The organism is Flagellimonas okinawensis (assembly GCF_029194005.1).
GTDB lineage: Bacteria > Bacteroidota > Bacteroidia > Flavobacteriales > Flavobacteriaceae > Flagellimonas > Flagellimonas okinawensis.
The window spans coordinates 525,539-541,500 of the sequence record NZ_JARFVA010000003.1; the positions used below are offsets into that span (position 1 = coordinate 525,539).

Genomic DNA, 15,962 nt, shown 5'->3' on the forward strand with positions numbered 1-15,962 from the left:
TTGATATTTTTAGGGCCGTATTTGGTAACATTTTGTTAACCTTATTGCGGATTTATAATGGCATTTTTGTCATATTTCTGAAAGAATGGGGGAGAATATTTACATTTTCATGGTTGTGGCACTCGGCATATTGGCCATAACCGATCTAGTCGTTGGTGTTAGTAACGATGCTGTCAACTTTTTGAACTCGGCGATCGGTTCCAAAGCTATCTCCTTTAGAACCATAATGATCGTTGCCAGTGTTGGTATTGCTTTTGGGGCCATGTCCTCCAGTGGGATGATGGAAGTAGCTAGAAAGGGTATTTTTAATCCCGGTGAGTTCGTGTTCGAAGAGATCATGTTCATTTTTATGGCCGTGATGATAACGGACATCCTGCTTCTGGATTTCTTCAACACATTGGGCATGCCAACATCCACGACGGTATCCATTGTTTTTGAACTATTGGGTGCCTCCGTAGCCATCTCCTTGATCAAAATTGCCGATTCCCAAGGAGGATTTTCAGATTTGGCAACGTATATCAATACCGATAAGGCCGCCGAAATTATATTTGGCATACTCCTTTCTGTTTTTATCGCTTTCTCCATCGGCGCGCTTGTCCAATTTATATCAAGAGCCTTGATTTCCTTTAAATTCAAAAAGCGGTCCAAATGGGTAGAATCGGTTTTCGGAGGTTTGGCCATAACCGCCATTGTATATTTTATTTTGGTGAAAGGCCTTAAAAGTGCCGCTCTTTTTGATGGCGCCCTTTCGGAATTCGTAGCGACCCAACCCTTGGCATTTCTTGCTGGTAATTTTGTGTTTTGGACGTTGGGGTCCTTTATAGTAGCAAGTCTATTACAGTGGAACATTTATAGGATTGTGATCGGGTTCGGAACCTTTGCTCTGGCCATGGCCTTTGCTGGTAACGACCTTGTAAACTTTATCGGGGTGCCCATCGCTGCCCTTCAATCGTATCAGGATTGGCAAGCCTCCGGCATTGCGCCAACAGAATTCAACATGCGAGGATTGGCCGCTGCCGTACAAACACCTACCATGTTACTGTTGCTCTCTGGAGCGGTCATGGTAATAACGCTATGGTTTTCCTCCAAGGCAAAGGGAGTGGTCAAGACTAGCGTGGATTTGGCCAGACAGGACGAAGGAGATGAGCGTTTTCAGCCCAACTATTTGTCCAGACAGATCGTAAAGTTCAGTATTGTGGCCTTTGAAAATCTATCCAAGGTAGTACCACCTTCGATTCAGGCCAAGATCGACAAGCAATTTGTTTTGCCTCAGACCTATGTTCCCAAAAGTAAAACCCAGGAACTACCCGCTTTTGATTTGGTTAGGGCTTCGGTAAACCTGATGGTCGCCAGTGTTCTTATTTCCATTGCGACCTCCATGAAATTGCCATTGTCCACGACCTATGTCACTTTTATGGTGGCGATGGGTACATCTTTGGCCGACAGGGCATGGGGCGCTGAAAGTGCCGTATACCGAGTAGCCGGGGTATTGAATGTAATTGGCGGATGGTTTTTTACCGCTTTGAGTGCATTTATTGCCGCTGCGATCATCGCTTATTTATTGTTTGTCGGAAAATTTATTTCCCTGGTGCTGATGTTGGTCGCTGCCGCTGCCATATTGTTGCGCAATTATATATCGCACAATAAAAAGACCAAAGAAATAAAGGCAGAGGACAGTCTTAGAAGAGCAGAGAGCAGTTCCATTCAAGGTGTGATTGAAGAAACCGCTGCCAACATCGCCAATGTGGTAAAGCGAAGTAATCGCATTTATTCCAACTCCATACAAGGTTTATCCAAACATGACCTGGACTTTTTAAAGAAGAACAAAAAGCAAAGTAAAAAGTTGGCAACCGAGATCGACGGCCTAAGAAACGATACCTTCTATTTTATCAAAAACTTGGACGAAGCACATGTTGGGGCGAGTAATTTCTATATAAACATTATGGGTCACCTAACGGATATGTCCCAGTCACTGGAATATATCGGAAAGGTAAGTTACAACCATGTCAACAACAACCACAAGAAATTAAAATACAACCAGATCAAGGAGCTCAAAGAAATCGACATTGCCCTTGAGAATGTTTTCAATAGCACACAAAAAGCATTTGAGGAACGCTCTTTTGAACAGATCGGAACTGTATTGAAATCCAAGGAAAAATTGTACGATATGGTTTCTCAGAAGATCAATCAGCAGGTTTCCCGGACCAGAACAGAAGAGTCCAGTCCAAAAAATACTACATTATATTTCTCCTTATTATTGGAAAGTAAGGACTTGATCACCGCCATGATGAACCTTTTGGAGCAATACTATGCCGAACACGATAGCTCCATAACTCCGGCAACCATAGAAAAGAAATAAAAATCGGTATCTTTCCTATCAATATACTGTTGATATGAAAAGATATTGTTTTGCTTTTTTGGCCCTTGTGTTATTTTCCTTTGTTGGTAGTGCTCAGAAGCTTTCAGCAAATGAGGTTTTGGAAAAAGCCATTGCGTTTCATGACCCCAATGGAAATTGGTCAAACCTTAAGGCGACCTTTAAGGTAATCATGGAAACACCTTCCCGTCCAAAACGTACGAGTATTATCGCGATGGATTTTCCACAGCAAGTGTTTACATTGGATGTAGAACAGAATGGGAATACATACGCCTACTCTTTTGATAAAGATTCCTGTGAAATAAGCTTAAATGGAAGTAAGGACTTTTCGCAAGAAGAAGCCGAAGAATTCAGATTGAATTGTGAGCGCGGCAACTTTATGAAAGACTATTATACCTACCTGTATGGATTGCCTATGAAGTTGAACGATCCAGGCACCCAATTAAACCCCGAAGTGCAAAAGAAAACCTTTAAAGGGAAAGAGTATTTGGTATTGAACGTGACCTATGATGCCGAGGTGGGCACTGATGAATGGTATTTTTATTTTGACCCATCGACTTACGCCATGGAAGTATATCAATTTTACCATGATGAGGACAAGAAGGATGGTGAATACATACTATTGGAAGGATTGGAAGACATCAATGGCATAAAAATGCCAAAAACCAGAGCTTGGTACGTAAACAAGGACGACAAATACTTGGGAACCGATACTTTGGAAAAACACCAAACCAAATGAGAAAACCTCTTCCAATTCTAATCATCCTTTTTCTTTCAATAACCAATATATTTTCGCAGAACAAAGAAAAGGAATGGATGTTGGGACCATTCGAACGCCAGGCCAATGCCAGGCCCATATTACAAAAAGACGATCATTCGAACTTTACCGATCCCATAACCAACAAAACCGTCCATTGGGAATCCATGGCAACCTTTAATCCAGCTGCCATTGTAAAAAACGATTCGATTTTTGTGCTGTACCGAGCAGAGGAAAAACTAGGAGAAAAAGAAATCGGTGGTCACCGATCAAGAATAGGAATGGCAAGCTCATCGAATGGCCTTTCCTATAGCAAATGGCCAGAACCCGTTTTTTATCCCAAAAACGACGGTCAAAAAATACATGAATGGCCTGGTGGCATTGAAGATCCTCGGATAGTCGAGAGCGAGGACGGGATCTATGTACTGACCTACACACAATGGAACAGAAAAGTTCCCAAACTGGCCGTTGCCACATCAAAAGACTTGGTGAATTGGAAGAAGCACGGACCGGTTTTCCAGAACTATAAAAAAGGTGTTTACCACGAAAAAGAAACCAAATCAGGCGCTATTGTTACCGAACTGAAGAACGGTAAATTGGTGGCCGCCAAGATCAATGGTAAATATTGGATGTATTACGGCGTTCCCCATATTTGGTTGGCCACTTCATCCAACTTGATCGATTGGGAGCCCGTAGAAACCTATGAGGGCAAATTAGCCCCCGTATTAAGCCCTAGACCTGGTTATTTTGATTCATGGTTGGTAGAAGCAGGTCCACCTCCACTGCTCACCGAAAAAGGTATTGTGGTGCTTTACAATGCAGGAAATTCCCAGAACATTGGGGTAAAGGAACTGGGCAATAGAATTTATACCGGTGGGCAGGCGCTATTTGATCCAAATGAACCATGGAAGTTATTGGACAGAACACATAAGCCGTTCATTAAACCGGAACTGCCATTCGAAAAATCGGGCCAATATAAAGATGGGACCACATTCTTGGAAGGACTCGTATTGCACCATGGAACATGGTATTTATACTATGGTACGGCAGATAGCATGGTCGGGGTCGTGACCGCAAAACAATAGTTTACCTGTAAAAGTTCATTTCGTCCATATATTTCCAAACGGAATATGGGAGCAATGGGCGTACATTTTTACCAGCCTTGTGAGCTTTACGAATAAAAGTAGAGGAGATTTCCATTACCGGCGCGTCCACCTTTGTAATTTTCGCGTGGTCCTTAAATTGATGCTCGATAGTGCCACCTGAGATCCTTGGATAGACATAAATGGAATAGTTTTCCAAAATTGCCCCATAGTTCTTCCATTTATGGAAACTTTTCAAGTTGTCCTCTCCCATTATAAGTGAAAATTGATGGTCTTTCCCGTACTTGTCATCCAAATGGGCAAGTGTAATAGACGTATAGTTGGGCTGTGGAAGGTCAAATTCAATTTTACTTGGCTTTAATTTGGGATAATCCTGAACTGCTTCAAAAACCATTTGATATCGATGGTTATCGTCCAAGAGGGATTGCTTTACCTTAAATGGACTTTGTGGTGTAATAACGAACCAAACCTCATCCAGATCGGAAAATTCCACCAAATGGTTGGCAATAACCAAATGGCCAATATGTATCGGGTTAAAGGTCCCAAAAAAGAGCCCTACCTTTTTCATGTATCAATCTACTTTAGGAGGTATCTCGGCACCGACAAATTCCGCTACCAGCTTGTGGGCCTCGTCAAGTGCCACATCAAGGTCATAATTTTTTATGATTTTGTCGAACTGTGGCGCTGTGGCCAGTTCTACCGATGCCTTGGCAATCCTCATATTGATCTTATCGTCACTCTCCGTGCTACGCTTCTTCAATCTGATCTTAAGCTCGTCCACACTTGGCGGCTTTACAAATACTGCCAAGGTCTTGTCAGGAAATTTCTTTTTTATTCTTAGGCCCCCGGATACATCAATGTCGAAAATCACATTTTTACCTTCGGCCCAAAGACGTTCCACTTCACTTTTGAGCGTCCCGTAAAAATTGTCCCTGTACACCTCTTCCCATTCCAAAAAATCCCCGTCCTTGATGTGTCTTTTAAATTGGGAAACGGACATAAAATAATAGTTGACCCCATTCTTTTCTTTACCTCTGCGTGGTCGGGAGGTTGCAGAAATGGAAAATGCCAAATTTAATTCAGGCTGGTCGAGCAGGTGCTTAACAATTGTAGTCTTACCACTGCCCGAGGGTGCTGAAAAAATAATAAGTTTACCGCCTTCCGTCATAGCACATTGAGCATTTGTTCCTTTATCTTTTCCAATTCATCCTTCATTTGCACCACCAATTGTTGCATGGGTGCATAATTGGCCTTGGAGCCTATGGTATTGATTTCCCTACCTATCTCTTGAGAGATAAACCCAAGTTTTTTACCGTTGGATTCTTTGGAGTTCAAAGTGGTTTCAAAATATTTTAGATGGTTTGCCAAACGGACCTTCTCTTCGGTGATATCGTATTTTTCCAGATAATAGATCAGCTCTTGTTCAAATCTATTGGCATCCAACTCCACCTTAAGATCGGCCACCGCTTTTTCCAAACGGTCCCTAACGGTTCCCAAACGCTCAGGATCCATCTCCTTTACAGCCTCCAAAAGTCGGTTCAAGTTTGCAAGACGATCCAGGAAATCTTCCTCTAGCACTTTGCCTTCCTCGTTCCTGAATTCAACTATTCTGGACAGTGCCTCCTCCATGGCGCCCTTTATTGCCTTATACTCTTCTTCGTCAATATCGTCTTTATCAGTTTTTAGGGTGTCGGGCATTCTCAAGGCCAGTTCCAAGAGCTTAATATCGTCTCCCTGGGCAATACTTGCCAGTTGGTCCATATAGTTTTTAACTACCCCTTTATTTACCTCGGCGGTAGTCTCTTCACCGGTAATTTCAACATAGAGACCAAAATCCACTTTTCCACGTACCAGAGCACTTGCTATCATTTTGCGCAATTCCAGCTCCTTTTCCCTGTAGAATTGGGGAAGTCTGGCATTGATATCCAAACTTTTGCTGTTAAGCGATTTAAGTTCTATGGTGATTTTCTTGGAAGGAAGCTGTACAACGTGCTTCCCAAAGCCTGTCATGGATTGGATCATATACGTATGATAAATTTTGCCAAAGGTAACCAAAATAGGTTTTTGGCACCTAGAGGATTTCTATTTCCCAACTAAACTAGAGGAAACTAATCCAGTTCCCTTACCCAAATATTCCTGTAGCTTACACGACTATTGTCCCCATGATCTTGAAGTCGAAGAGGTCCCTCTCCGTGCGGCGGATTTTTAGGCCACCCAATATAGGGAGTTGTCCCTTTAATCTCTACATGATCTTGGATCAATACACCGTTGTGTATTACAGTCAAAGTTCCAGATTTTACCTTTTGACCTTTATCAAATTCGGGTGCATGATAAATTATATCGTAGGTATTCCATTCACCAGTAGGCACGGAGGCCATGGCCAATGGTACATGTTGCTTGTAAATGGAACCTACTTGACCGTTTACATAAGTGTCGTTGTCATTGTTGTCAAGGACCTGTACTTCGTAAAGTCCGTTAAGAAAAATACCGCTATTGGCCCTATTTTGACCATCGCGCTGAACTTGTTCGGGAGACTTCCATTCGATATGGAGCTGCACACTTCCAAAATTTTGTTTGGTCTGTATATCGCCTGTCCTGTCTTTGACCGTCATGCTACCGTCATCGTTCAAAATCCATTTTGCGGCCGTACTGTCCTTGGAACTTATCCATTTATCCATGGAGGTGCCGTCAAAAAGGACTATGGCATCGCTTGGTGCCGAGCCATTTTTACCCGGGGCCACTTTGGGAGGCACTGGTTCATAAAACTCAGTTTCCTCGGGTGTGGTTGGCTCAATCTCTTGCGCTTGGACATAAATACACGCCAAGAAAGCAATGGCCAATAAATATCTTTTTGCTTTGGACATATTATAATTCTTTGATCTTAATGTTTTTATAGGCAACGACATTACCATGATCCTGTAATCCTATCTTACCTGTTTTAAAGGCGGCAAAGCCTTCCCAATCGGCAAATTTGGAGTTGGCGACCAACTCATCCCATTCGGACCCTTGGACAGGAAACTCAACAATCTTGGTACCGTTCAATATTACATGGCCCTGATTGGTCTTATGATTTATCATCAACTCCACCGTATTCCATTCTCCGGCAGGTTTTACCACCTTTTCTGATGGAGGAACGATATCATAAAGTGCACCGGCAAGTCTATCTTCACCGTTTTGTGCGTCCGGATGTCTTTCATCGTCCAACACTTGAATTTCAGGTCCTGTTAAATATGGCTCACCATATTTTTCATCTTCTTTTACGCCCCAAAAGAATCCGCTGTTTCCTCCTTCCGATATTTTCCATTCCATGGTCAATACAAAATCCGTGAATTCCGTATCGGTTACGAGGTTATAGTTGGCTCCCTCTGGTCTTTCCTCTGGAGGATAAAGTACCATGGCCCCATCTTCCAGTTTCCAAGGTTCAGTGACCTCACCTCCATTGTACATGTGCCAGCCATTAAAACTTGACCCATCGAACAATGTGGTCCACTCCGAGGTGGTCTCTTCGACCTCCTTGGCAACTTCTTCCTCAACTTCCGCATTGACCTCTTTTTTGTTCTCCTTGCAGCTTATGGCCATCGCTAGAGCCATGAAAATCAATGTTTTCTTCATAATCCTAGTATATTTTTTAGTTTTTCCTCATCGATATCACCTCCTGCGAAATCATCAAAGGTTTTTGTTGTTGCTTCTATGATATGATCCTGAATGAACTTAGCGCCTTCCCTGGCACCTTGTTCGGGACTTTTAATACAGCACTCCCATTCCATAACGGCCCAAACATCACAACCATATTGTGTCAATTTGGAAAAAATCGTCTTGAAATCGATTTGGCCATCCCCAAGAGAGCGGTAACGCCCAGCTCTATCCCCCCAATCATTATAACCGCCAAAGGCTCCTTTTTTGCCGGTAGGGTTAAATTCTGAATCCTTTACATGGAAGGACTTGATGAATTCGTGGTAATGGTCTATGTATGTTATGTAATCCAGCTGCTGTAATACAAAGTGACTTGGATCGTATAGGATATTCACTCTTTTGTGATTGCCCGTAGCTTCCAAAAAGCGTTCAAAAGTATCACCATCATGCAGGTCCTCTCCCGGATGGATCTCATAACAAACATCCACGCCTTCCTCATCAAAATGGTTTAGGATGGGCATCCACCTTTTGGCCAATTCCTCGAAGCCCATTTCCACAAGACCATCAGGTCTTTGTGGCCAAGGGTGCATGGTATGCCACAGCAATGATCCAGAAAATGTAGCATGTGCCTTAAGACCCAATCTACGACTTGCAGTAGCTGCTTTTTTTACTTGATCGACGGCCCATTTAGTTCGCTCCTTGGGTTTACCTTTGAGGTTATCGGGAGCAAAGTTATCGAACATAATATCGTATGCCGGATGAACAGCGACCAATTGCCCTTGTAAATGGGTGGACAGTTCTGTAATCTCCAACCCATAGGAGTTGATCTTCCCTTTAAGCTCATCACAGTAATCTTGACTCTCCGCTGCTTTGTCCAAATCTATCAGGAACGATTCCGTGGTCGGAATCTGGATTCCCTTATAACCTAGGTCGGAGGCCCATTTACAAATCCCATCCAAAGTATTAAATGGAGGTTGACTGTCCACAAATTGTGCTAAGAACACGGCCGGTCCTTTGATTGTCTTCATTTGATTTAATTTTAATGAATTGGCAAATCCCAAATTAATTGGGATTTATCTTCTATATTTAAGAAAAAAACTATGCTATTTTTACGTCCCATGTGGTAAGAGATAAATATAGGGATTCATTAACAATTAAAACAGCTTACAGTTCTTTTTTAAATACTACTTATGGAAAATGCTTCTGCCCGAAATCTATGGGGCGATTTTTTGGATGCTCATTTGGAGTTTGCTTCTGAAGATGCCCCAAAAGTTGTCCATTTCTGTGACAATGAAAAAGATGCCGACCTTTGTGCCGAAATGGTCTGCAAAGAAACCAAAAGGGCCACTACCCATGCGCTGAAAGGAATTCAATTACGGAACGAAAATCTGCCCAAGATCGGCGATTTTTATGTAGTAACGGATTGGGCGGGCAATGCCAAATGTATTATCCGAACCATTGGGGTTAAACTACTGCCCTATTTCAGCATTAGGGAAGAACACGCAAGATTGGAAGGTGAAGGAGATAGGTCGTTGGCACATTGGAAAAAAGTGTACTGGGATCGTTTCACCGGTGAACTGGCCAAGTTTGGTGCAAACCCGACGGAAAGTATGATCGTGGTTTTCGAGGAATTCGAAATGCTCTACAAAAAATAATGGCCGCCAAAGGGCGGCCACATCATATTATTATGGGTCGGGATATTAATCCATATCCACCCATATATTCCCTTGTTTGTATGAGGCAACGGTATTCTCAATAAAATTGAGACCGCGAACCCCATCTTTCATGGTAGGGAATTCCCCACTGTTATATTCTTCACCACGAATGGCCTTGGCAACACCCAAGTAGATATTCGCCATGGCATCAAATATTCCCTCTGGGTGTCCCGGAGGCAATTTGGTGCCGTCCAAGGAAAGTTCTGAGTTGTACTGGTGCCCTGGTTTATATACCTGCAATGGCTCAGGATCGTTCAATTTATAGAGGTAATTAGGGTTTTCTTGTTCCCATTTAAGACCTCCTTTTTGACCATAAATGGCAATGGAAAGGTTGTTCTCCTCTCCTGTTGCCACCTGACTGGCCCGGATAATCCCTTTCACATTCTTGTCCAATCGGATCAAGGCCGTACCATCCATATCCATTTGATTGTCGTCGTAGACATAATTAAAGTCGCACAATAAAGACTGTACCTGCAACCCGGTCGTATACTCGACCATGTTAAAGGCATGTACCCCAATATCCCCCATACAGGAACTGATACCAGCCTTTTTGGGATCCAATCTCCATACCGTGCCCCTTTTCTCCTTATCATGGATAATCGGGTTCATCCAGCCTTGGTAGTATTGTACATCCACTTTGTGTACTTTGCCGATTACGCCCTCTTTCACCATCTCCCTCATTTGGCGAACCATTGGATAACCGGTATAGGTATGGGTCACCGCAAAGACCGTCCCTGCCGTTTCCAGTGTTTCCTGTAATACTTTGGCCTCCTCATAAGTGGTTGTCATTGGCTTTTCGCAAATAACATTAAAGCCATTTTCCAATAATTTTTTGGCCATTGGAAAGTGAAGGAAGTTCGGCGTTAGGATCGAGCAAACTTGAATACGCTCCTCTTCGGGCAATTTCATCTCCTCTTCAATGAGCGTATCAAAATCCTTGTAGATTCGATTGGTGGGAACATCTATTTCCTTTGCAAACGCTACATTGTCCTCAAAATTTGGATTGAAGACAGCTCCAACAATTTCATAATTGTCATTAATGAAAGAAGCTACTCTGTGCAAAACCCCGATAAGGGAATCGCCACCTCCTCCAAGAATTCCAAGTCTGATTTTTTTAGGCATGTTCTAGTTTTAGTTATGATTTATATTCTACTTTTTCATTTTTAAATATCAAGGCGAACAGGACAAATACCACTGCGGCGAACCCTGCTGGATACATCCATATGGTTTCCCAAGTATGGGAGCCATCTGCCATGGTCAACGTATCCGTTATTTTTCCGGCTATCCAGAAACCGATCAGCATCCCTACCCCATAAGTGGCCAATGTAATCAATCCTTGAGCGGCACTTTTATATTTTTCCCCTGCTTTTGTGTCGGTATAGATCTGTCCGGATACAAAGAAAAAATCATAGCAGATACCGTGCAATGCGATTCCTATGATCAACATAAACGACAGTTCATCGGCGTTGCCGTATGCAAAAAGGAGGTATCGTACGGTCCACGCCAACATCCCCACCAATATGGTTTTCTTAAACCCAAACTTGGTAAAGAAAAATGGCAGGGCCAATATAAATAGTGCTTCCGAAACCTGTCCGATCGCCATTTTACCGGTTGGATTGGCAAGTCCTATCTCCGCTAGAAAAGGGTTGGCATTTTGATAGTAAAAGGCCAATGGTATACATATTAGTACCGAGGAAATAAAGAACACCAAAAAGTTTTTATCCTTGAGCAACTTAAGGGCATCCAGTCCCAACATATCCGATATGGTCACCTTTTCGCCCTTGTCCACCGATGGGGGAGTCTTTGGCAATGTAAAGCTGAAAACACCCAATATGGCGGATGCGATACCGGCCATTAAGAAAGTATTTTTGAGCATGCCTGCCTCCAAAGCTTCTGGTGAGTCCCAAACAAACAAATAACTGATCACAAGTCCAGCGATGATCCAACCAATGGTACCGAACACACGAATGTTCGAAAACTCCTTGGCCGGGTCTTTCATTTGTTTAAAGGAAATCGAATTTACCAAGGCAAGGGTTGGCATATACAAAATCATGTATCCCAATACATAGGGATAAAAAGCCACAAAATCAGTGGATTGGTACATTTGGTACATCAAAAACGCGCCGATCAAGTGCAATACACCCAGAATTCTTTCGGCATTGAAATACCTATCGGCAATAAGCCCAATAATAAAAGGGGCTATGATAGCTCCCCACGACTGAGTGGAAAATGCCATGGATGATTGTCCTGCGGTCGCTTCCAGGTTGCTTCCCAGAAAGGTGCCGAGGGTGACGAACCAACCGCCCCAGATGAAAAACTCCAGGAACATCATGAAGGACAGTTGAAATTTGGTTTTAATATTCATGTTAAGTATTTAGTTAGTAGTTATCTTTTAAAATGTATGTAATCCAAAGGTTCGGGGACGACTCCGGAATTTCTCAATTCCATCATTACCTGTCCTCGATGGTGCGTGGAATGGTTGATAATATGGAAAAGAATATCCTTGATTTGGTTGGAAAAGTTCTCTTCCTTGCTGTTCACGTAACCTACCCTTTTGTCAAAAGTATCCGTATTGGAAATAATTTCAAAAGAAGTACGCTGGTTTTCATTATGGATGTTATCCCACTCCTCAACTTTATGTACATCCCAAACGCCGAACTTGGTCGGCAATTCCAATATTCTGCCGTTCCAAATGTGATGGGCGTTAAGTATATGACTAAAAAGTCTAATGCAGTTGTCCGGAACCAAATCCAGACCACTGCATTGTTGTATTAATTTTTTATTACAATAATAATTGTAATCGAAGAGCTGTTGTAAAAATCCCTTCATGCATTCATTCCATTACTTGGCTTACTCCAAGATTCTTTCCAATAGCTCTTTGGTTGCCAAAATTCCTTCTTCTTCGCTCAGTTCGGACCCTTCGTACTCGACTCCCACAAAACCTTCGTATCCGGAATCCAAAACAATGTCCATAATTCTTGGGTAATCCACTCTTGTTTCGTTACCTTCTTCATCAAAACTATAGGACTTGGCGCTCACTCCCTTCGCATAGGGCATTAACTCTTCGACACCCTTGTACCTGTCGTACTCTTCAAGACATTTCGAAGAATAATAGTCTCCGGCCTCCCTTTTAATACAGAAATTACCGAAATCCGGAAGAGTGCCACAATTGTCCATCCCCACTTTTTCCATTACTTCTGCAAGCATTTCCCCATTGGAAGATGGTCCTCCATGGTTCTCCACTATAATATTTACGTTTTTATCCTTTGCATAAGTGGCCAATTGCTTAAGACCATCTACAGATGAGGGCATCCATACTTCAGGATCCATACTGCCATTTAGGTTTACTCGTATGGAATGACACCCCAAGGCTGCAGCCGCATCTACCCATTTGTAATGGTTTTCAACAGCTTCCTTTCTCTTGGCATCGTCGGGCACAGCAATGTCGCCTTGTCCATCGACCATTATAAGTAAATTGGTCATGCCATATTTTTCACTTTCGGCCTTACTTTTTTCCACCCAGCTGTTCATGGCCTCCTTGGAAAAATTAGCGGCCTGAAGTTCCTTATAGTAAAGGGCGCTGACATACTCCAAACCTTCAAAGCCCCATTCACTGGCTTTTTGGGCAAATGTATAAGGGTCCTCTCCTTCTTCAAAAATCATTTTATGAATGGACCATTGTGCCAAGGAAAGTTTAATATCCGGCTTTGTTTCAACTTCCACCGCTTCGGTAGTCGTCTCTTCTGCCGATTCTTTTTTCGGGTTCTGTTTACAGGAATAAAATCCCAAAAAAGCCACTAAAACAAGAGTGACAATACTTTTCTGCGTTAAACTACTTCTGTTCATATTTTTACGTTAGTTAATTTCGTGCGGAATCCAAAAACTACAACGTTATAGTGATGAATTCTCAATAAACATAGGGATTAAATGTAGAAAATTAATTTAATAATTAATACATTTAGCAAATAAACAATCCGAATAAATGAGTAAATTTTATTACAATCAGGAGCAGGAATCCTATGATGCCATCGTGGTAGGTACGGGTATCAGCGGTGGTTGGGCTGCCAAAGAGCTGTGCGAGAATGGGCTCAAGACCTTGGTTTTGGAGCGCGGACCCATGGTGAAGCACCGCGAAGACTACCCTACCGCCAATATGGATCCTTGGGATTTTCCTCACGGGGGAAGAGCAACCCGAGAAGATGTCAAAAAACAAGAAAAACAATCCAGGACCGGTTATACCACTGGTGCAGCTTCCAAGCATTGGTTCGTAAATGATTTGGAGCACCCCTACAACGAGACCAAGCGTTTCGATTGGATGCGTGGATACCATGTTGGAGGTCGTTCCATAATGTGGGGACGTCATAGTTACCGCTGGAGCGATATTGATTTCGCTGCGAACAAAAATGATGGTATTGCCGTTGATTGGCCGGTACGTTATAAGGACATAGCTCCTTGGTATGATAAAGTTGAAAGTTATATCGGTGTTTCCGGTGAAAATTTAGGTTTGCCACAATTGCCCGATGGACAGTTTGAGCCCATGATGGAGCTCAATTGTGTCGAAGACCATGTGAGGGGCAAGGTTGCCGAGCATTTTGGTGGCCGTGTGATCACAGCTGGTAGGGTGGCACACATCAACAGTGATAAAAAATTCGATGGAGACGGACGTGTTCGTTGCCAGTTCAGGAACCGTTGTATTAGGGGATGTCCTTTTGGGGCTTACTTTAGTAGTGTATCCTCGACCTTGCCTGCAGCAGAGCGAACAGGAAACATGACCCTTAGACCGGATTCCATCGTACATGAGGTTATCTACGACCCTAACACCAAAAAAGCAACTGGTGTAAAGGTGATCGATAGGGAGACCAAAGAAGAATTTGAATTCAAGGCCAAGGTAATCTTCCTATGTGCTTCTGCGATTGCTTCCACTTCCATTTTGATGCAATCCAAATCCGACAGGTTCCCGAATGGTCTAGGAAACGACTCTGGAGAACTTGGTCATAACGTAATGGACCACCACTTTTTGGTAGGTGCATCCGGTAAGTTTGAAGGGTACGAAGACAAGTACTATAAAGGAAGGAAGCCAAACGGTGTTTATATCCCAAGGTTCCGTAACCTAGGAGGAGATTCCAACATGAAAGACTTTGTCCGTGGATATGGCTACCAAGGTGGTGCCAGCAGGGGCAATTACGAAGAAATGGTAGCTGAGGCCGCTTATGGTAAAGCGTATAAAGACACCATGATGAATGCCGGTGGTTGGAACATGAGCATCAACGCTTTTGGTGAGACACTTCCATACCATGAAAACAAAATGACCTTGGATTACGACAGAAAAGATCAGTGGGGCCTACCTACCGTAACTTTTGATGCCGAAATCAGAGAGAACGAATTTAACATGCGTAAAGACATGAAGGAACAAGCCGTCCAAATGTTGGAAAAGGCCGGTGCCAAAGATGTTACCGCATTTGATGCACCATATGCCCTTGGTCTTGGTATCCACGAGATGGGAACAGCACGTATGGGTCTTGACCCAAAAACATCTGTTGTCAATGGAAACAACCAAGTACATGGATGCAAGAACGTTTACGTGACCGATGGGGCCTTTATGGCATCCGCCAGTTGTGTGAACCCTTCGTTGACCTATATGGCCTTTACGGCAAGGGCCGCCAACCATGCCGCCCAAGAACTTAAAAAAGGAAATATATAATGGAAAGAAGATCAGCACTCAAGAATATGGGATTGGCCTTCGGTTATGCCGTGGCCACTCCGACATTGCTATCCCTCTTGCAAAGTTGCAAGGACAAACCGGCCTATGCCGAGTGGACCCCCAGCTTCCTCGACAAGGAACAGGGCTATGCCATGGCACAGACCCTCGATGTGATCCTTCCCAAGACAGATACCCCTTCCGCTACGGAAGTGAACGTGCACACCTTCATCGATGCATACCTCGACGAGGTCATGCCCTTGGAGCAAAGGGAGTTCGTGGTCATGAAAATGAACAAGTTCTACGACAAGGTCCTGGCCGATTCCGGAAAGGAAAGCTTGATGGACATAGAGCCCGCGGACATAGAACCTGCGCTGCAGGCCTATCTGAGGAAACGTTCCGATGAGGAGGAAGAGGCACATTCCGAGGCCATCATGAGCTATATGCAGGCCATTATGCAGGGAGGCGAGGCCAGTCTTGACGACGATATCGCACGCTTCTCCTTTGCCAACGACCTGAGGGACCTGGCCACTTGGGCCTACAAGTCCTCAGAATATGTGGGCGAAGAGGTACTGGCCTATCTGCCCATACCAGGGGAGTACGTCGCCTGTGGCGACCTACAGACCCTCACCGGTGGAAAGGCATGGTCCCTATAGGCCCAAAGCATACATCAACAAAA

General features: G+C 43.5%; 16 protein-coding genes. 6 read left to right on the top strand and 10 right to left on the bottom strand.

What is annotated here, in order from left to right; genetic code table 11:
- The first annotated feature begins 109 nt into the window (after window positions 1-109).
- The 3 genes from PY091_RS11960 to PY091_RS11970 are packed head-to-tail and all read left to right on the top strand — an operon-like array spanning window position 110 to window position 4,219.
- A complete protein-coding gene (locus PY091_RS11960; RefSeq protein WP_275649887.1) occupies window positions 110-2,359 on the top strand; it encodes an inorganic phosphate transporter in 2,250 nt (749 codons plus the stop codon).
- A gap of 34 nt (window positions 2,360-2,393) precedes the next feature.
- The gene (locus tag PY091_RS11965) at window positions 2,394-3,116 is read left to right on the top strand and encodes a DUF6503 family protein (RefSeq protein WP_275649888.1); all 723 of its coding nucleotides are present in this window, start codon (window positions 2,394-2,396) and stop codon (window positions 3,114-3,116) included.
- On the top strand, window positions 3,113-4,219 hold the full coding sequence (locus PY091_RS11970) for a glycoside hydrolase family 130 protein (RefSeq protein ID WP_275649889.1): 1,107 nt from the start codon (window positions 3,113-3,115) through the stop codon (window positions 4,217-4,219). The genes PY091_RS11965 and PY091_RS11970 overlap by 4 nt, the downstream gene beginning before the upstream one ends.
- Before the next feature lies 1 nt (window position 4,220).
- Here the strand turns inward: PY091_RS11970 and nadD are convergent, their stop codons facing one another.
- The 6 genes from nadD to PY091_RS12000 all read right to left on the bottom strand — a co-directional run bounded on the left by nadD (window position 4,221) and on the right by PY091_RS12000 (window position 8,898).
- Window positions 4,221-4,805, bottom strand: coding sequence for a nicotinate (nicotinamide) nucleotide adenylyltransferase (gene nadD / locus PY091_RS11975; RefSeq protein WP_275649890.1), 585 nt, complete (start codon window positions 4,803-4,805; stop codon window positions 4,221-4,223).
- A gap of 3 nt (window positions 4,806-4,808) precedes the next feature.
- A complete protein-coding gene (gmk, locus tag PY091_RS11980) occupies window positions 4,809-5,405 on the bottom strand; it encodes a guanylate kinase (protein WP_275649891.1) in 597 nt (198 codons plus the stop codon).
- Window positions 5,402-6,259, bottom strand: a complete 858-nt coding sequence (locus PY091_RS11985; protein WP_275649892.1) for a YicC/YloC family endoribonuclease — start codon at window positions 6,257-6,259, stop codon at window positions 5,402-5,404. Before PY091_RS11985 ends, gmk begins: the two co-directional genes overlap by 4 nt.
- Window positions 6,260-6,345: 86 nt before the next feature.
- Window positions 6,346-7,101 (bottom strand): 3-keto-disaccharide hydrolase, encoded by a 756-nt coding sequence (locus tag PY091_RS11990; RefSeq protein ID WP_275649893.1) that lies wholly within the window; start codon window positions 7,099-7,101, stop codon window positions 6,346-6,348.
- A 1-nt stretch (window position 7,102) separates the two neighbouring features.
- Window positions 7,103-7,849, bottom strand: a complete 747-nt coding sequence (locus tag PY091_RS11995; protein ID WP_275649894.1) for a 3-keto-disaccharide hydrolase — start codon at window positions 7,847-7,849, stop codon at window positions 7,103-7,105.
- On the bottom strand, window positions 7,846-8,898 hold the full coding sequence (locus tag PY091_RS12000; protein ID WP_275649895.1) for a sugar phosphate isomerase/epimerase family protein: 1,053 nt from the start codon (window positions 8,896-8,898) through the stop codon (window positions 7,846-7,848). The genes PY091_RS11995 and PY091_RS12000 overlap by 4 nt, the downstream gene beginning before the upstream one ends.
- A 162-nt stretch (window positions 8,899-9,060) precedes the next feature.
- On the opposite strand from PY091_RS12000, the gene PY091_RS12005 reads away from it, so the two are divergent.
- Window positions 9,061-9,525, top strand: coding sequence for an ASCH domain-containing protein (locus PY091_RS12005; protein ID WP_275649896.1), 465 nt, complete (start codon window positions 9,061-9,063; stop codon window positions 9,523-9,525).
- A 45-nt stretch (window positions 9,526-9,570) separates the two neighbouring features.
- Here the strand turns inward: PY091_RS12005 and PY091_RS12010 are convergent, their stop codons facing one another.
- The 4 genes from PY091_RS12010 to PY091_RS12025 are packed head-to-tail and all read right to left on the bottom strand — an operon-like array spanning window position 9,571 to window position 13,431.
- Window positions 9,571-10,707, bottom strand: a complete 1,137-nt coding sequence (locus PY091_RS12010; RefSeq protein WP_275649897.1) for a Gfo/Idh/MocA family protein — start codon at window positions 10,705-10,707, stop codon at window positions 9,571-9,573.
- A gap of 13 nt (window positions 10,708-10,720) precedes the next feature.
- Window positions 10,721-11,950, bottom strand: a complete 1,230-nt coding sequence (locus PY091_RS12015; RefSeq protein WP_275649898.1) for a nucleoside permease — start codon at window positions 11,948-11,950, stop codon at window positions 10,721-10,723.
- A gap of 20 nt (window positions 11,951-11,970) precedes the next feature.
- Window positions 11,971-12,414: a DinB family protein gene (locus PY091_RS12020; protein WP_275649899.1), complete on the bottom strand. Its 444-nt coding sequence runs from the start codon at window positions 12,412-12,414 to the stop codon at window positions 11,971-11,973.
- Window positions 12,415-12,435: 21 nt separating this feature from the next.
- Window positions 12,436-13,431, bottom strand: a complete 996-nt coding sequence (locus PY091_RS12025; RefSeq protein WP_275649900.1) for a sugar phosphate isomerase/epimerase family protein — start codon at window positions 13,429-13,431, stop codon at window positions 12,436-12,438.
- 136 nt (window positions 13,432-13,567) lie between these two features.
- Here PY091_RS12025 and PY091_RS12030 point away from each other — a divergent pair, with 136 nt between their 5' ends.
- Window positions 13,568-15,286 carry a GMC oxidoreductase gene (locus tag PY091_RS12030; RefSeq protein WP_275649901.1) on the top strand — a complete coding sequence of 573 codons (1,719 nt, stop codon included), beginning with the start codon at window positions 13,568-13,570 and terminating at the stop codon, window positions 15,284-15,286.
- Window positions 15,286-15,939, top strand: coding sequence for a gluconate 2-dehydrogenase subunit 3 family protein (locus PY091_RS12035; RefSeq protein ID WP_275649902.1), 654 nt, complete (start codon window positions 15,286-15,288; stop codon window positions 15,937-15,939). Before PY091_RS12030 ends, PY091_RS12035 begins: the two co-directional genes overlap by 1 nt.
- Window positions 15,940-15,962 lie beyond the last annotated feature (23 nt).